11 protein-coding genes and 1 tRNA gene are annotated in these 17,041 nt (G+C 62.5%); 4 read left to right on the top strand and 8 right to left on the bottom strand.

Going from position 1 to position 17,041, the window contains the following annotated elements; translation table 11 throughout:
• Window positions 1-63: 63 nt before the first annotated feature.
• The 5 genes from XI09_RS15415 to XI09_RS15395 are packed head-to-tail and all read right to left on the bottom strand — an operon-like array spanning window position 64 to window position 6,754.
• The gene (locus XI09_RS15415) at window positions 64-3,468 is read right to left on the bottom strand and encodes a UvrD-helicase domain-containing protein (protein ID WP_271567578.1); all 3,405 of its coding nucleotides are present in this window, start codon (window positions 3,466-3,468) and stop codon (window positions 64-66) included.
• Between the two features lies 1 nt (window position 3,469).
• Window positions 3,470-4,012: a hypothetical protein gene (locus XI09_RS15410; protein ID WP_271567577.1), complete on the bottom strand. Its 543-nt coding sequence runs from the start codon at window positions 4,010-4,012 to the stop codon at window positions 3,470-3,472.
• Window positions 4,013-4,044: 32 nt separating this feature from the next.
• A complete protein-coding gene (locus XI09_RS15405) occupies window positions 4,045-4,902 on the bottom strand; it encodes a DNA-binding response regulator (protein WP_271567576.1) in 858 nt (285 codons plus the stop codon).
• Window positions 4,899-5,975, bottom strand: coding sequence for a nucleotidyl transferase AbiEii/AbiGii toxin family protein (locus XI09_RS15400; protein WP_271567575.1), 1,077 nt, complete (start codon window positions 5,973-5,975; stop codon window positions 4,899-4,901). The genes XI09_RS15405 and XI09_RS15400 overlap by 4 nt, the downstream gene beginning before the upstream one ends.
• Entirely contained in the window at window positions 5,972-6,754 is a 783-nt protein-coding gene (locus tag XI09_RS15395; RefSeq protein ID WP_271567574.1) for a DUF6088 family protein, read from the bottom strand. The genes XI09_RS15400 and XI09_RS15395 overlap by 4 nt, the downstream gene beginning before the upstream one ends.
• 495 nt (window positions 6,755-7,249) lie before the next feature.
• On the opposite strand from XI09_RS15395, the gene XI09_RS15390 reads away from it, so the two are divergent.
• Genes XI09_RS15390 through XI09_RS15380 form a run of 3 tightly spaced genes read left to right on the top strand, consistent with a single transcriptional unit; the run spans window position 7,250 to window position 11,161 of the window.
• Window positions 7,250-8,242: a HamA C-terminal domain-containing protein gene (locus XI09_RS15390; RefSeq protein ID WP_271567573.1), complete on the top strand. Its 993-nt coding sequence runs from the start codon at window positions 7,250-7,252 to the stop codon at window positions 8,240-8,242.
• Complete coding sequence (locus tag XI09_RS15385; protein ID WP_271567572.1) at window positions 8,239-10,848, top strand: DEAD/DEAH box helicase; 2,610 nt, start codon at window positions 8,239-8,241, stop codon at window positions 10,846-10,848. The genes XI09_RS15390 and XI09_RS15385 overlap by 4 nt, the downstream gene beginning before the upstream one ends.
• A 19-nt stretch (window positions 10,849-10,867) precedes the next feature.
• Window positions 10,868-11,161 carry a DCL family protein gene (locus tag XI09_RS15380; RefSeq protein ID WP_271567571.1) on the top strand — a complete coding sequence of 98 codons (294 nt, stop codon included), beginning with the start codon at window positions 10,868-10,870 and terminating at the stop codon, window positions 11,159-11,161.
• Between the two features lie 133 nt (window positions 11,162-11,294).
• Here the strand turns inward: XI09_RS15380 and XI09_RS46195 are convergent, their stop codons facing one another.
• The 3 genes from XI09_RS46195 to XI09_RS15370 form a co-directional block, all read right to left on the bottom strand.
• Window positions 11,295-11,477 carry a helix-turn-helix domain-containing protein gene (locus XI09_RS46195; protein WP_442869595.1) on the bottom strand — a complete coding sequence of 61 codons (183 nt, stop codon included), beginning with the start codon at window positions 11,475-11,477 and terminating at the stop codon, window positions 11,295-11,297.
• 695 nt (window positions 11,478-12,172) lie between these two features.
• Window positions 12,173-12,249: transfer RNA gene (locus XI09_RS15375), tRNA-His, on the bottom strand.
• Between the two features lie 187 nt (window positions 12,250-12,436).
• Entirely contained in the window at window positions 12,437-12,871 is a 435-nt protein-coding gene (locus XI09_RS15370; RefSeq protein ID WP_271567570.1) for a phasin, read from the bottom strand.
• 672 nt (window positions 12,872-13,543) lie between these two features.
• Between XI09_RS15370 and XI09_RS15365 the strand changes: the two genes are divergently transcribed.
• Window positions 13,544-17,038 (top strand): PAS domain S-box protein, encoded by a 3,495-nt coding sequence (locus XI09_RS15365; protein WP_271567569.1) that lies wholly within the window; start codon window positions 13,544-13,546, stop codon window positions 17,036-17,038.
• Window positions 17,039-17,041 lie beyond the last annotated feature (3 nt).

Below are 17,041 nucleotides of genomic sequence, written 5' to 3'. Positions count from 1 at the left end.
TGGCCGCAGCGGATGCCGGGGCTCTAAGGGTCCAATCGGGGCGAGATCGGCCAACCGGTAAAGTCAGGCGAAGTTTTTTTTCAGGGGGCCGTCGGGGGTCTGGCCGCAGATGAAGAAGGCGGGGCAGTTCGGGCAGGTGCGGAACGATATCTCCGCCGGAAACCGGCCAGCCCGGATGTCGCCAAGGAACGCGGCGAGCTTGTCCTTGCGCCCTTTCAACTCGCGGTCAGACAAGGAAATGGAGTGAATTTCACCGTCGGACAGGTAGACAAGCTCGGCGACGGCGCCCGGGAAGGCCTGCTTGACCGCCAGCATCAGCGCTGCGGCGCCGACATCCTTGGCGTCGGCCGACCGCATGTGGCCGGTGCGAACCCGGCGCACAGCGCGCTTGCCGTCCGGCCGGACCAGCACCTCGTCCGGTCGAACCAGGATCTCTTCGCGACCAAAATTGAGGCTCAGCGCGACCGGCGGCTCGGGAGCCGCGCCGGCGCGATTGTTCAGAAAGAAGCGCAGCATCGTGAGCGCCAGATCGCGAAAATCGGCGCGGTAGCCATGCTCGGCGAGCCCCTCCCCGGCCAGCGCCGCATCGGTGCGGTCCTGCAGCGCCTGCTCGCTCAAAGGCTCGTCCGATGCGATCACGGCTTCGACGACCGAGCGAACCGCCTCATGTAAATGCATAAAGGCGGTCGCGGTTCGCCGCCCACCGACTTGCAAGACATGGGTGTAGAAAAAGCGCCGCGGGCAAGACTCATATAGAGCGATCTGCGGCGCGCCGAAGCGGAGCTGGCCGTCGACGACCAGGTCAATGCCGCGCGCTTCCGCCGCCACGGGAAGCGGTCGGGCGGGAACGACAGAACGGCGGGCCAAAAAGCCGCCCAGACGGTCGAGGAACGGCGAAAGCGGCCTATTATGGCCGTTGCTCTTCTCGGTCGGCGCGTAAAGGATCAGGCGATCGCGCGCACGCGACTGGCCGACGTAGAATAAGCACTCCTGCTCCTCGGCCTGGCCCGCGCGAAATGTCTCGAGTGCATCTCCCTCGGCGCCGGCGATCATGCCGTCAGGCGCCGGACAGGTGGGCGCCGGCGGGACGCGCGGCATGGTATCGCTGTTGAGGCCCGGGATGTGCACCGCACCGAACTCCAGGCCCTTCGCGCCGTGAATGGTCATCAGGCGGACCGCGTCGAGATGTTGCGCTGCCGCAGGCAACTGGCGCAGATCGCGATCATCGCCAAGACGGACAAGCCTGCGCACGCGGTCGAGCAAACGCGTTATGGGCAATCCGCGGCCAGCTGGTTGGACCCGCACAAAGTTCAGGAATTGCCAGATCGCGATGCCGCGCGTGCGATCAGCGAGGTCCGCTGACGTCCCGAGGCGAGCAGCGATGCGTGTGCGATCGAGCAGCAACGTCGTAAGCACCGTCCAGGGCGAGGCCATCTGACCGAAGCCATCGAGGGCGGCCCCGAGCTTAGCAAGCGCCTGGCGGCCAGCGCCACTTAATCCGGGGATCGCCTCGTCCTGCCTCAGCCAGCTGCCGGGTGCATGATCGGCCGCCCGCAGATGATCGAACACGGCAACGACATCCGCGAAGGAGCCGGCGAATTCTGGCCAACAGGCAATGCGTACCAGGCCCATCGCGCGGCGATCGACCAGAAGCGACAGAAAAGCCAGCAGGTCCTTGACCTCACCCCGCTCGAAGAGACTGCCCAGAAACAGGACCGGCACGCCGAGCCGCTCCAATTCCTGCCCGATCTTTGACAGCTTTTCGTTGCCGGTGCAGAGGACCGCCTGATCGCGATAGGCGTAACCTTCACGCCGGAGTTCCTCGATCGCGTCGGCCAGGACGACCTGCTGTTGCTCGGCGCGCCGAACGGTGCGCAACTCCGGTTTATGCCCATTGTCATCTCGGTCCGCTTCCAGGCCGCTGTCGGCATCGCCAGCCAGCATCTTTGTCGCGAAGCTGGAGAAGGCGTCGACTATTTCTGGCGCCGAACGGTAGTTGCGTTTCAATCGGCCACGCTTGCCGCCGGCAAAGTCCTCTTTGCCGAACCGGGTCATGTTGAAGGATGACGCGCCGCGAAACCTGTAGATCGACTGCTTGGCGTCGCCGACCATCCAGAGATTGCGGCCGTCGGGCCGCAGGCCACTCAGCAATCGCACGCTGCTGCGATTCACGTCCTGGTACTCATCAACAAGGACGTGATCATATTGCGCTTGCAGCGCCGCGCGGATGGCCGTGTCCTTGTCGAGCAGCTGCACCGGCAGGGTCACAAGGTCGCCAAAGTCGACGCAGTGCGCGTTGCGTTTGAGCTGTTCATAGGCCGCATAGACGCGGGCCACCTCGCCGGCGCGCTCCGCCCGTTCGCGTGCATCGGGATTTGGTGCCTTTGACAGCATAGCGTCAGCGAGCGAGGCGTAAGTTTCGGCGTCGACCACCTCGTCCTTTGCGCGCGACACAGCAGCGAGCATGTCGGCGATGACCTGGGTGGGATCATAGAGATTGCGGTAGTGCGCAAGCCGCAGGCGCGGAAATTCCTCCTCGAGGAGTTCGACGGCTTCGGTCCGGTCCATCATGCGTGGATCTTTCGGCAGCCCGAGCTCCACATGGAATCGGCGAATGATATCGAGCCCGAAGGCGTGAAACGTACCGATCCACATCGCAGCCGCTGCATCGGGACGCTTGCGCGCGATGCGCTCCGCCATCTCGCCTGCCGCCTTGTTGGAAAACGTCAGCAGCAAGGTGCGCCTCGGATCGATGTCTTCATCCAGAAGGCCTTCGACGCGCGCGATCAACGTCTGCGTCTTGCCTGTGCCGGGCCCGGCCTCGAGCAGATAAGCTTCACCACGGTGCGTTGCCGCCGCGACCTGCAGCGGATTGAGCGGCCGCTCGACATGCGTCACCTCTGCCGTCGGCGGGACCGACGGCAACAGTAAAGCATCCAAAAGCTGTTGCGCCACGACCTCGAATGGCGCGCCGAGCTTGGCCGCAATAGCAGACGCGGATAGGCCATCGTCGACATGGAGCGCCCGCACAACGCTGCGGGGAAGCAGCAATTCACGCGCAAACAGGTTCATCTGGACTTCACGGCGTTGCTTGCGTCCATAGTCGACAACCCGGTCCATGCCGACCGGCGACGGCTCGGCGGCCCGGGCCGGATCGATGGTCGCCGTCGCCACAGCCCCATCCGGATCGTCGCCGAGCTCGACATGGCCAATTTCGTGCGCGACGAGGAAAGCCTGATCGAAGCGAGAGCCGATATTCTCGTGGATGATCAGATCGTCGGCGGCGACGAAGGTCGCCCGGCCGCCATCCAGCACCATGGCTCCCGCCGCTGTCGGCTCGACATCGATCCCTCGCCGCTTGGCCTCGGCGACAGCAAACTCGTAAGGCGACCAGGGATCGGCACCGGCGGCAACAAGGCGAGCGTGAAGGTCTGCGGCAATCTGCCTGGCGAGCTCCACCCCATCCATGTCAGTTAGCCTCGGCCAACAACCGGGCCCGCTTCTCCGCCGGGACGCCGGCCTCGACGAGGACCTGTTCAAGGGTCACTTGCTGGCCGACCGTGGGCTTGCTGTCGGCCTTGTAGCTGCGCGCCAGAGACGACTCGGGCGAGCCCCACGAGGCCTCGACCAGCGCGATGGTGCTGCCGGCCGCGTCAGCGAACATCTGGAGAAATCGTTTTGGGATGCTGATGAGCAGGACCCGCCGCTCCCGCAATGCGGTGACGACCTGTCGGGGTACGTCAAGACGGCGGGCCACTGCCCGCCAGTCATCGGCCGTCAACGCTGCGAAGGGGTCGACCGCTGCCGTCGGCTGGGCCGCCGCGTGCCGAGCCCAGGCAGCGTCGAGCAATTTCCGATCGGCAGAGGTCAGCGGCGTCGTGTCGTCACGATCTTCGCGGCAGAGTTCTCGCGAAAGATCGACGAGTTCCGCCGCATATTCCGGGTAAAGCTGGAGATATTGCTCCAGAGTCGACCTATCAGGAACGCTTTCGACCGCGAATGCGTCGAGCACGGCCTCACGGGAGGGTCGCTGGCCGGCGGGACTCAACGCTCACCTCCATCGGCCATCGCGGCCCGAATTGCGGCGAAGGCCTTATCGCGGTAGGTCCGGACGGTCTTTTCGGAACGGCCGAGGGCCTTGGGGATAGACATGACGTCTTTATCCTTTGGGTCGATGGGGAAGCCCTGTCTCAGCATATGAATGATCCTGCTTTGTTCTGGTGGCAAGGCATCAATCGCCGCGTCCAGGCGCAACCGGTAAGCCGGATCGTCAAAATTTGACGTGGAGAAGGGATCGTAGGTCCCGGCGGCCGTCTCGACCTCCTCCGACAGTTCCCCGCTCTCCTCGTCATATTCGAGGGACTGGGACCGGTTCTCGTGGCGCCAAGCCTGTTCCTGCGCGTCTCGTCGCAGGCTGGCCAGTGCGCCATCGAAACGCACCTCGAAATAGTCGAGTTTGTCTACATAGTCGGCGCGATCCGCCGAGAGCAGCTCGACAAACCGGCCGAAGACCTTGTCGCGCACGATTCCGCGCGTCAGCGACTCGGTTTTACCATCCTGGCTCTCCGCCCTGGGCAGACTGCGCAGTACCCTTTCGGTCAGGATGCGATAGAGCCGCTCGAACCAGGCCTCGTTGTTGTCGCGGCGGCTTGCACGGATGAAATAGATGAGACACTCGCTGGGAATGTAGGCCGGGTCGGAGCGTTTGGTGATTGCCGCCCTAGTGACCAGGGCGTCCCGCGGCAGGGCCGCGAGCTCGGCAATGAGTTCGTTGATCTTCGGATCGCGTTCATAGAGTTCACCGCTCAGGCGTCGCTTGTGCAGCGGAGTTACGACGACATCACTTGACGGCTTCGCATCCACCTGCGGCTTTGCGCCAACATGATCTTCTGATCGTTTCATCGCGCTGCCCTGCCTTCACCAGCGCGTTTGTTCAGGCGCGCCTCGAGCGAGGTGACGCTCTCGAGCACGGCCTCGAACCTCGGCGGGTCGCCGAAGATCATGCCAGTCATGGCTCTGTAGTCGACACGCAGCTGCTCGATCATCTCGTCATGTGGAGCGAGCGCAAAGGAGCCAGGCGCGGCGCTCGCGAGATCGAAATCAGGGCGGTTGAAGAACATCCGTGCGTGCGCGACGCAGTCGGCTCCGAGCTCCGGGTCTTCGATTGCGGAGGCTCCGGCCTGCGTCGGAAGGAGCTTATGCAGGTCATAATAGTGGCGGGACACGCGCTGGCCGCCGCCGCGCAGCTCGCCGCGCTTGTCGAACCAACGCCGTAAGCCGTGCAGAATGACGACCTTGTCCCAGAAGGTTCGTTCGGGGTCGACAGTTCGTATCTCCGGAACAGTCAGGTCGAGCGCCGGCAGATCGTCATCAACATAGGGCTTAATCGGCACTTCGCTGTTCGGATCAAGGGCGGATTTGGCGCCCGACTCGATCTTGATCGCGGCGCGGACATAATCCGATTGCGGCGTCGCCGTCGGATACCAGATCAGAAGCGTCTGCTTGTCGGCATCTGTGTCGTCTACTTCCACCCGTGCCGCGCCTGCATCAAGACCGGCGGCCTTTAGCCGATCCTTGAGAATCTGTGTCAGTTGGCTGCGTAATGGACCGTTGATATAGGCTTGGCAGACCGCTTTGATCGCATCGAGCCGCGCGCGGCGCTTGTTGTTGCTAAGGGCATTGAGCTCTTCGATGGTCGCCGGCTCGCCGATGTCGTCCCGAAAAACCGTCACGTCGATGTCTTCGGAAAAGCGATTGATCAGGCCAAAGCCTTTGGACAACGATGTCCCGCCCTTGAATAGCAGGCGGGGTCCTCCCTGCTTCAGGCCATGGAATAAGGCGTCGAGCGTCCAGCACACCCAGAAATCCTTTTCGATATTTTGGGATACCGTGCCGAGGCGCAGCGCCGTCGTATCGAAGGCGCTCAACATCGTGTCCGTTCCGGCTGCGAGGACCTCATCAAAAGCCCGATTCATGTTTTTCTCGCCCTGCCCTGCTTGGCTGATTGCGGCTTTTTGGTTAGGTCCAGGTTGCCCTTTGACCGGACGCCGGCAGCGGGATGATGATCATCATCAGCAGCATAGTCAGCATCGACGTGCCGATCGTGGACATTGATGTCGCTTTCGATCAGCGGCTTGAGGAACGCCCACATCCAGGTCGGAAGCGCGGTCATGCCGGCGTTGATATCGGCTTTAAGCGGCGGCCCTGCCGACGGGTCGTCGAAGAGCTTGGCAAGCTTTCGTTTAACCCGGTCACTCTCGCCTTCACGTGCCAGGAGATCACGCAACCAGTGAAGTGCCTGGATGATGCGCATGGCCGGCCGTCCGGCCCAAAAGAGCTTGCTGGCAGCGGTTGGACGGAAAGTAATGGTGACGTTGCCGAGCTTGATCGGCTGTTTGCGCGCGTCGGTATGGACCACGATTTTCGCTGGCACAGCGTCGGTCAGGCCCAGGTCGTTCGCGGCGGTCATGCCGTCGACGAGCATCCGGTTCTGGTCACGCCGCCCGACGGCGTCGATGACGGATCGTGGATCGGGCGGGTTCGGTTTCTGGGTCAGCTTGTTGAAACCGAGCTGGTCGTAGAGCCCGCGGTCAATCCGCCTGAGGTTTTCGGCGTTGGTCAGCCGCTGCAACGTCTTGTCGACGGCGTCTCGCGAAGCGAGGTCGACGAAATCGGTCGGCGTCCAGACCTTTCGTGGCGCATCCGCCCGGATGCGCTCCAGGATTGCGGTCTTGAGATCAGGTGAGTCGGTCATGTCCGAAAAATGTATAACTTTTTCGGACGTAACGCAAAATCGCCTGTCCGAAATATGTATACACATTTCGGACATTCCTGCCGATTTCGCCCAAATAATCCCGATTCAGCCCGACCCGGCCGCGCGCGAGCTAGGTCTTCCCGACACTTTCCGCCAGCAGACCCGGGCCGTCTTGACCCGCATCCGGTGCAAGCCATCAGCCGCGCATACAGCTCGGCCAAAACTCGGAACGTGTTCAGTCCCGTGCGGTTCGCAAGCTCCAGATAGCCCGAGTAGTTGATCTCGAACCGGCGGCCACCCTCCAAATCCGCGAGCAGTTCCCGGCAGCACTCCCCCATCGAGGCCGCGCCGGCTGGGCCTGGGCTAAGCCCCTCTAATTCTGTGGGTTTTAGCGCACTCGTATAAATTGCCCCTTCACGGCCAAATCAACCAATGCGATATCCGAATAGGGACGACAGGGTCCTGAGACGCCTAGCCTCGCTTGAGCTTTGGATAGTGACTATCGGCTGGACCAGAATGGAACGAAGAAGGGAGGCGCCTCTGTCAAGCATCACCGCAGACGATCTGGCAGTTGCACTTTCCGGCGATCCCGAAGCTTTGGACGTTCATCTTTCGCTCGTTGAACGAGACGTCGTCATCGACGGATGCAAGGTCAAAATTCACTGTCACTGCCTCACTGTGGACGGTAACGGGCGCGTACAACCGCGTCGCCTCGCTGAATTCATGCGCAATGCAGTGGCTGATTACGCGATTCCGCGATCCCAACTAGCCAAGGCAAAGGAGCGCGACACCAAATTCAACAGCACCGAGGCCGTCACGGCGCTCGTCGAACAGGCGCGCCGCTCGTTCACGGACCTCGCTAAAACCGGTGAAGGAGGCGAGATGTTACTCTTCCTGCTGGCGGAGCGGTTTCTCAAACTACCGCAGGTCCTGTGCAAGATGGACCTGAAAACTGACTCGCGGATGCACTATCACGGCGCCGACGGCGTTTATGCTGGCATCACGCCCGAAGGCATGCTCAAGCTCTATTGGGGCGAGTCCAAAATCTACAAGGACGCTGCCGCTGCCATCAAAGACTGTCTTGCCTCAGTTGCGCCTTTTCTGATCGAGCCTGAGCACGAGGACGCCGGACGGGAGCGCGACCTCATTCTTTTGAGCGACAAAGCTGATTTGAGCGACCCGGCGTTGACCGAAGCGCTCAAACGCTACTTCGACAAGACATCGCCAATGTCGAAGCGCGTAAAATATTGTGCCGTCGCCCTCGTCGGCTTTGACGCAGCTTTCTATCCTGGCGACCAAGTTCAAGCTGTTGCTGACAAAATGGCAGAAGCTGCGCGGATCGAACTCAAGAAATGGTGTACCGCAATCGGAAAGCGTCTGAAGAAGGAGAAACTCGAACAGGTTGAAGTTGAACTCTTCTGTCTTCCGCTACCGTCCGCTGAAGACTTCCGGGCCGCATTTCTGAAAGCGATGGGGCAGACCGCATGAGCCTGAATGATCTGCAAGGCTGGCTTGTCGGCGAAGGTCTACGCGAGGACCTTAATCAACTGACCCGACACACTGTCATAGCGGAACTGGACAATCTTGTGCCGCCTGCCGAAGGCGAGATTATCTCGTTCGACTGGCCACGGCTTCTCCTTGCGGGAAGCATACTCGCGCGGTCAGATCAGCGGACGTATCAAGACGCGGCACTCCGTATCGCCACTGCTGCAATCACGCTCTCCGGCAGTGAAGCCATTAAAGATTCCGGCGCGGTTCTCTTGAGCAAGCTTTCGAATTTTCGCGCCGTCGCACTCGCAACCGAACGCGGTTTGCTCACTGTCGATATTGAGGGACGACTCGGTATGGCGCTGCGTATCGAGGCACAGCGCCGCCAAATGAATCAGTCGATCCTTGTCCAATCCAGTGGGCGATGGATTCAGGTCAACGACTTCCAACAACGCTTCTGGAGCCAGGCTGAGAGTTACCAGTGGCTTTCCGCGTCGGCTCCGACCGCATCGGGCAAGACCTATTTGGTCTTGCAATGGCTGATCGACCAGATCCGATCCAGTGAGATACGGGTCGCTGTCTATTTGGCGCCGACGAGGGCGCTCGTTGCTGAGATCGAAGCAAATCTGGTCTCGTTGCTCGGAACTGGCAGCGGCGTAGAAGTCTCTTCGCTTCCAGTCCGTGAAAAACACGACAAGGCCCACGCAGGCGGACCACGCGCTATCCTAGTGCTGACGCAGGAGCGATTGCACCTTCTGGCCAACGCCATTGGCGGCGCCTTCAAGGTTGATCTGCTCGTCGTCGATGAGGCACATAAGATCGGAGACAACCAACGCGGCGTCATCCTTCAGGACGCCATAGAGCGCGTCAGCCGCTCCAATCCCGAACTCAAGCTTGTGTTCATCAGTCCCGCCACACAAAATCCGCAAGATCTTCTCGCGGATGCTCCGGAGGGTACGCACACCGCGTCGTTTGAAAGCGACGTGCCGACCGTTCTGCAAAACGTGATTGTGGCCGAGCAGGTGCCGCGTAAACCCAAACTATGGAAATTATCGGCACGCCAACATGCCTCCCTACTCCCGCTCGGCGTAGTCCAACTGGGCAGTAGCCCGGGCTCGCTCAAAAAAAAGCTGGCGTTCATCGCTGCTGCGGCTGGAGAACGCGGCGGGACACTTGTCTACGCCAACGGCGCCGCCGATTCCGAAGATATCGCCGATCTCATCAGCCAATTGATACCGGAAGTACCATCTGACCCTGAATTGCTTGAGCTTGCCGATTTGGCGCGCAAAAGCGTTCACCCGCGCTACAGGCTCGCGCCGCTCGTCGAGCGAGGCGCTGCCTTTCATTATGGCAACATGCCGTCGCTCATCCGCTCGGAGGTCGAGCGGCTGTTCCGGTCCGGCAAGATTCGGTTTCTTGTTTGCACCTCGACGCTCATCGAAGGTGTCAATCTGTCGTGCCGAACCATTGTACTGCGCGGGCCGAGAAAGGGTATCGGTCATCCGATGGAGGCTCACGATTTCTGGAATCTTGCCGGCCGCGCCGGTCGATGGGGCGATGAATTCCAAGGGAACATCATCTGCATCGATCCGCACAATGCGCAGGCTTGGCCTCATGGCGTTCCCGAACGTGCTCGCTTTCCGATCAAGCGCGAAAGCGACGCGGTGATCGAGCAAGGAGATAGCCTTGCGGATTATCTGGACCGCCGAGCAACGACTGATTTGGCAGATTTCGAGGATCCCAATGAGTTCGAGCAGGTCGCCTCGTATTTGCTTGCTACATTTCTACGGCAGGGATCGATCTCACAATCGGGCCTCGCCAAGCGCCACAATCCTGCGACCATCGAACGGCTCGAAGCGAGCCTTGCAAATATCGCTGCGCAAATCGCGATAGGCCCAGATATCGCGGCCCGACATCCCGGTGTCAGCGCCCTCGGCATGCAGCGTCTGCTCGACGCATTTCGCAACTATGAAGGCGATGTCGAGAATCTTCTGCCGGCCGCCGTCGACAGCCAGGACAGCTACGACCGTTTCGTGACAATCATGCGCCGGATCAACCAGTATCTGTTTCCGGCGTTTACGCCTGATACGATCATTCCGCTTCACGCACTGATCGTCGTGCAATGGCTAAAGGGTTTCTCCTTATCTCGAATGATCGAGCGGAATATTGATTACCATCGCAAGACCGGTCGGTCATTCAAACTGCCGGTCCTGATCCGAAGCACAATGGAACTGGTCGAACAAATCGCCCGGTTTCGGGCGCCAAAATATTTGTCTGCCTATGTCGACATTCTCAATATGCATTTGGTTGCAATTGGACGAGAAGACCTGATTGACGGTGATGTCGATATCGGAACGCAGCTTGAGTTCGGCGTTTCTTCGCGAACCTTGCTTTCGCTGATTGAGCTCGGATTGTCGCGCGTGAGCGCCGTGACGCTGTACGAAAAAATCGCGAGAGATGACCTCAATAATGAAGATTGCATCGCTTGGGTAAGAGAGCGCGACACTCAATTTGAGGGAATGGATATTCCGGTCATCATCCTTCGCGAAATTCGCGCCAAACTACTGCCCAAGGACAGCGCAGGAGCTGCGACGTCAACATCCTAATTTTGGTTGGGAGACTCTTATGGTCAAGAAGCCGATTACCATTGGCCCTCACCACTTCAGTAAGAAGGGAGATGCCGCCACGTTTTTGAAGACAATGCTTCATAAGTATGATGTTGGAGACAAAGTCAGCGCGGGAGATGCCGAGGTACTGCTTGCCGCACTGGCGCTCCACCCGAATGGTGCTGCGAAAATGGGGTCAGGCATCACTCATTTCAGCGTCAGGAGCGCGGATTTCGGCTCAAAATGCTTCTGGGTCAATCGCATCGATGGGAGCACCGAAAAGTTTTCATACAAAGCCTGCATCCGCGGTTAACCATGCCGCCGAATTCTGGCAAGAGCGCCGTGCGGATGATGCGGTGGTGGGCGGACGAATTCGACCGGCTAAGGGAGCACGGTCGTGTCATCAAATGAGTGCCTGAGGAAAAGCGCGTTCAAGTCGCACGACATTAGTTCGACATGTTGGTGTCAAGCAGCGCCAGAAGTGAGCGCACCACTACTAGTCGCCGACGTCCGATCGTGGTCGTGACGATACGCCCAGCTCCTATCAACTCGTAAAGCTTCGTGCGTCCCAAGCCGGTCGCTTCGCATGCATCGTCAATCGTGCAGGTGAGCCGCTGAGCGAATGGCATCGTGCTCGGCTCTGCGGCTTTCGAAGCGGATAGACTGACTTGTAACTGTTGCTCGCCAGTTCTCTCTCGTCGATTGTATCTCACGTGGCCCTCCTATTCGCACAAAGCTCGACAGAAGGGTTGATTGTGCGGCGAGCAACGTCAATGCGAGCATCCGAGGGCGGTCGCGTACGACAGCGCACGTCAGCGGCGGTCTGAATATTTCCGGACACCAAGGGCGACGAGGAAATTTTTCGCGAATGCGCCAGCCACGGTAAGGCATCGCGCCGAGGCTAGTGTGCGAATGTCGGCAGCAAATTCCCCAAGTGTTCGCCGCTGTTCACCAGCGTCTTATTCAACCATTATTCAACGAACGTGGCTGATGGCGACCTAAGTGCCTGAGTTTGCTGGCGCTCCCTAGGGGAATCGAACCCCTGTTTCAGCCTTGAGAGGGCATCGTGTTAATTCCTCGTACAAGGTGAGTTCAGATCGATCACCAGATCCAGGACGATGTCGGTGCGAGGCCGTCCTTTTTCCTTCGGCACACGCCGCCCGCAACCTTCACTTGGAAGCGGGACTGGGGCGTTTGGACGACGTGTCATGCGCTCGAAATTTGTTTACGCCCCGAAGGGCACAATGCACCACCGCGTGGTAGCTATCTGGTAGCTACAACGATCACAAAGCCCTGGCCATTTTCTGTAAATATCTGATTTGATTGGTACAGTTGGGTGGGCTCGAACCACCGACCTCCTGTTCCACAGACAGGCGCTCTAACCAACTGAGCTACAACTGCATCCTTGCGAGCCGCCTTGGGCGCCTGGACAGGCCGGTACCGAGGGGGGCTGGACGGGGCGGAAACTAGGTGCAACGGCCGTTTTTGGCAAGGCCGCAAACAGGCGGAATCCACCCTCAAACGACGTTATTTCCAAAGGAAAACCCGGGCCCTGCGGCCCGGGTTTCATGAATCGGACCCAATCCGCTCAGGCGGCGGGCGGGTAGAGCTTCGAGGCGCTAGCCTTGATCGGCTCGACGGTCGCAGTCGCGGCCCGCTGGGTGATCTCGGCAAGCTCCTTGGCCTGGGCCTGGAAGGTCTCGAGTTGCTTCTTGGAATGGCCGGTCCACAGCGCGAACGCATCCGACGGCGACGTCACGCCGAGCAGCTCCTGGGTGAAGTCCAGATGGGCGGTGGTGTTGGCCTTCATGAACTCCATCAGCTTGGCGGTGTACTCGTTCGCGCCCTTGCTGGCGGACGAGAACACGGCCTCGATGGTGCCGTTGTGGCTTTCCGCCGCGTCCTTGAACTTGGCGTAGCTCTCGCGGGCCTGCGAAACGCCCTTTTCGGCGAACGCACGCATCTGCTCGGGCACCTCGAACGGAATGATGGAGGCGGAGAATGGATCAGTCGCACCTGTCATGGTTATCCCTCACGATTATGGAAAATGGAGTGAGCCTTCTGGCGCGCCCGCCGGCCAACCGGGGCCCTTCTGTTGGCGGGTACGAAGTCTGGATACACGTAACGAAAAAGATGGCTCGTCCAACGCCCAGCAGTATCACTGGGTAACATGTCAACATTGTGCAACGCAATGCGATCCGGGGTGCGCAGGGAAAATTTAATCCCGGAGAGGATGAGGTTCCTGCCCAAGGGAACCCATGGTTGAGGCACCTTCCGTGCCTATCGGCTGGCTTTCTGACCCTCCCCTGGAGGGGGAGGGTCGATCGCGCGCAGCGCGAGCGGGGTGGGGTGATCTCTCCGCTCGGGCACCGCTTCTGCGGAGAGACTGTCACCCACCTCGGTTCGCATGCCGCTTCGCGCCAGGCGAACCGATCCTCCCCGTCCAGGGGAGGATGGGCACCTGTGATGCCGCGCTAGTCTACCAGGCCCGCCCGCGCGCGAATCCTGCGGATGCAGCGTCCGCGCGGCTTGCGGGCTTGGCCGGATTAAGGTTATCGCGGCTTTAGGGCCTCCCCGGTAGGCTGGGGCCGTGGACCTGCCCGCGCCTGCGCGCGATACTAACCCTTTCTTAAGGCTGTCATTCCCGGCAGCCTTGGGACCAGACGCGTGTCAGCGAGTACCTAAAGCCGGTTGGATGAGTCATTCGGATTTCCAGTTGCGAGGCGTGGGCGATCCCCGGCTGGCCGTGCATGCGACGTCCCCGCTGCCCGCGTGGCTCTGGTCGGTCGACGGCACGCGCGTGCTGTGGGCCAATCCGGTCGGCGCACAATTCTTCGGCGCGGCGCATGCCGCAGCGCTGGCGGACAAGATTTTCGGCCCGGCCGACAGCCATCGCCGCCAGGTCGCCCGGCTCGCCCGCCAGCTGCCGGCGAACGGCACGGTGCGGCTCGAACGGCTGCGCGGCTTCGGCGCGCGGCTCGGCACGCTGATGACCTGCGCCTGCGCACGGCTGACCTTCGCCGATGGCAGCCAGGCCGTGCTCGTCACCGCGATGGATCCATTGGTGCGCACCATGCCGCTGGTGGAGCGCCTGCATCGCCTCGTCGCGGGCGCCAGGGTGCCGATGGCGGCGTTCGCGCCCGACGGCCTGTTCGTCGGCGCCAGCGAAGCCGCCCGCGCCCTGCTCGGCTTCCGCGATCTCGGCGAAGCCGGGCTCGAACAGGCCCGCAGCGATGCGCTTCGCAACGGCCGCGTCGAGACGCCGATCGGCATCGGCCAGATGGTGCTGCAACGGGTTGGGCTCGGGGCCGATATCGGCCTGGTCGCGCTGATCGAGCCGGCCGCCGCGCAAGCGGCAGCGGCGAGCGATGCCGCGCCGGCCGCATCCGCGCCCGCGAGCACGCCGGACGTCACACCCGCGGCGCCGGCTCAATCCACGCCGCAAGCCGAGGAGGCGCCGAACGAGCCGCCGCCGTCGCGCGACGCGCCGGCCGCTATCGCAGTGTTCGACGCCTTCGCCGACCCGGTCGAAACGCCCGCGCCAGCCGCGACGATCGCCGAGCTGCCGGCGAGCAAGGCGACGCCGGAGATCGCAACGGTCCAGGAGACTGTCGAAGAAGCTGTCGAAGAGACGGTCCAAGAGTCGGCTGAAGAGTCGGCTGAAGAACCGGCCCAAGAACCGGCTGACACCGCGCCCAAAACTCCGGTTGAAAACCAGCCCTCAGCCATTGTGTCGCCGCAGGCCGCGCCGATCACATCAGGCATGGTCGAGCCGCCGTCGGGTCCCACAGAGACGCCCGTACCGCATCAACATCCGCTGCGCTTCCTCTGGCAGATGGATGCAGAGGGCCGCTTTGTGCTCGCAACCAGCGAGTTCATCCGCCTGATGGGCGCGCGCACGGCCGCCGGCTTCGGCCGCCCCTGGCGTGAGATCGCCGAGAAATTCTCGCTCGACCCGGAGGGGCGCGTGGCACAGGCGCTGGCCAGCCACGACACCTGGGCCGGGATCACCGTGAACTGGCCGGCCGACGGCGGCGAGCATCTGCCGGTCGAGCTCGCGGGCCTGCCGGTCTATGACCACGCGCGCAATTTCACCGGCTTCAAGGGCTTTGGCGTCTGCCGCGATCTCGACGGCCTCAACCGGCTCGACGCGCTCAGGCGCTTCGAGCAGTTCGCCGAACCGCCCGCGCAGCAAAGCCTGCCCGCCGACATCGTCGAGCCCGAACCGGAGCCCGTGGCAGAGGCGCCGCCTCCGCCGACCGAGCCGCCCGCACCTGAGCCCGAGCCTACGCCTGAACCTGAGCCCGCACCTGAAGCTGAACTGCCCGCACCCGACGCGACTTCACACCCAACCGATCCGGAAACGCCAGTGGAAACGCCCCCCAACGTCGTGCCGTTCCGCCCGCCCGGCGATGCCAGATCGCCGACGCTGACGCCGATCGAGAACAGCGCGTTCAACGAGCTCGCCCGGCAATTGTCCGAGCGCCTCGAACGCGAGCGGGAGACGATCTCCGCCAGCGCGGCCGAACCGCCGGCGGAGACCGCACTCGAACCGCCGATCGAGGCGCCGCACACGCCGGCCGAATGGCTGACCGAGCCCGCGCCGCCGGCGCGCGGCCACAGCATGCGCGACCGCGCGCTGCTCGACCTGCTGCCGACGGGCATCCTGATCTATCGCCTCGACCGCCTGCTCTACGCCAACCCGGCGTTCCTCGCGCGCATGGGCTATGCCAGCGTGAGCGCGCTGGAGCATGCCGGCGGGCTCGATGCGCTCTATGTCGAGCCGGGCGTGTCGCCCGCCAGCAGCACGTCGCAAGGCGGCACGCCGGTGACGATCAGCGCGACGCTTCCCAACGGCGAAGAGCCGCTGCCGACCACCGAGGCGCATCTGCACACGATCGACTGGGACGGCGAGAGCGCGCATGCGCTGGTCTGCGCGCTGCCCAATCCCGCACCTGTCGTGGCTGCGCCCGCCGTTGCCGAGCCTGTCGCCGCGCCGCCCGTTGTCGCCGAGCCTGTTGCCGCCGCGCCTCTTGTCGCGGAGTCCTTCCCCTACGCGTCCGAGCTCGAGTCCCAGGCCGGCGACGCCGACGCCGAGGATCTCGCCGCGATCCTCGACACCACGGCCGAGGGCATCGTGATGTTCGATGCCGAAGGCAACATCCACGTCTGCAACCGCAGCGCGGAGGCGCTGTTCGGCTACGACGGCGAAGCGCTGCTCGAGCAGAACCTGGTGACGCTGTTCGCGCCGGAGAGCCGGCAGGTCGTCGCCGACTATCTCGAAAGCGTCAAGAGCCAGGACATTTCGAGCCTGCTCGACCACGGCCGCGAGGTGCTGGGGCGCGAGAAGAAGGGCGGCGTCATTCCGCTCGCGATGATCATGGGCCGCACCAGGCCCGACGGTCCGAACTTCTTCGCCGTGTTCCGCGACCTCTCCCAGAGCAAGAAGGGCGAGAGCGAGCTGACGCAGGCCCGCCGTCTCGTCGACGGCGCGGCGAATGCCAAGGCCGACATGCTGGCGCGGATCAGCCACGAGATCCGCACGCCGCTCAACGCCATCATCGGCTTTGCCGAGGTGATGATCTCCGAACGCTTCGGCACGCTCGGCAACGAGCGCTACGGCGAGTACATGAAGGACATCCGCGCCTCCGGCGAGCGCGTCATCGCGATCATCGACGACCTCCTGGAGCTGTCGCGGATCGAGACCGGCAAGCTCGACCTCAGCTTCGCCAACCTCAACCTCAACGACCAGGTCGAGGCCTGCGTCGTGGTGATGCAGCCGCAGGCCAACCGCGAGCGCATTATCATCCGCACCTCGCTCGCCCATGCGCTGCCGCAGGTGACGGTGGACGCGCGCGCGATGCGGCAGATCACCATGAACCTGATCTCGAACTCGATCCGGCTCGCCCGCGCCGGCGGCCAGGTCATCGTCTCGACCGCGCTGTCCGATCGCGGCGAGATCGCTCTTCGCATCCGCGACACCGGCCACGGCCTTAGCGAGCGCGAGGTCGCGGCCGCGATGGAGCCGTTCCGCACCCCGCCACCGGGCGATGCCAAGGACAATTCGGCGCTGAGCCTGTCGCTGACCAAGGCGCTGGTCGAAGCCAACCGCGCCCGCTTCAACATCAAGAACGCAGGCCACGGCACGCTGATCGAAGTGGTGTTCGCGCCCGCGCTGGCGCGGGCGTAGGGC

It is taken from the genome of Bradyrhizobium sp. CCBAU 11386 (assembly GCF_028128955.1).
Classification (GTDB): Bacteria; Pseudomonadota; Alphaproteobacteria; order Rhizobiales; family Xanthobacteraceae; genus Bradyrhizobium.
This window is presented reverse-complemented; position numbering and strand designations above follow the sequence as displayed.

What these genes read in the sequence shown, in the direction of transcription:
- XI09_RS15395 (WP_271567574.1), bottom strand. Translation starts at nt 6,754, where the DNA reads ATGACCGACTCACCTGATCTCAAGACCGCAATCCTGGAGCGCATCCGG.
- XI09_RS15365 (WP_271567569.1), top strand. Translation starts at nt 13,544, where the DNA reads ATGAGTCATTCGGATTTCCAGTTGCGAGGCGTGGGCGATCCCCGGCTG.
- XI09_RS46195 (WP_442869595.1), bottom strand. Translation starts at nt 11,477, where the DNA reads ATGCCATTCGCTCAGCGGCTCACCTGCACGATTGACGATGCATGCGAA.
- XI09_RS15385 (WP_271567572.1), top strand. Translation starts at nt 8,239, where the DNA reads ATGAGCCTGAATGATCTGCAAGGCTGGCTTGTCGGCGAAGGTCTACGC.
- XI09_RS15370 (WP_271567570.1), bottom strand. Translation starts at nt 12,871, where the DNA reads ATGACAGGTGCGACTGATCCATTCTCCGCCTCCATCATTCCGTTCGAG.
- XI09_RS15380 (WP_271567571.1), top strand. Translation starts at nt 10,868, where the DNA reads ATGGTCAAGAAGCCGATTACCATTGGCCCTCACCACTTCAGTAAGAAG.
- XI09_RS15400 (WP_271567575.1), bottom strand. Translation starts at nt 5,975, where the DNA reads ATGAATCGGGCTTTTGATGAGGTCCTCGCAGCCGGAACGGACACGATG.
- XI09_RS15405 (WP_271567576.1), bottom strand. Translation starts at nt 4,902, where the DNA reads ATGAAACGATCAGAAGATCATGTTGGCGCAAAGCCGCAGGTGGATGCG.
- XI09_RS15415 (WP_271567578.1), bottom strand. Translation starts at nt 3,468, where the DNA reads ATGGATGGGGTGGAGCTCGCCAGGCAGATTGCCGCAGACCTTCACGCT.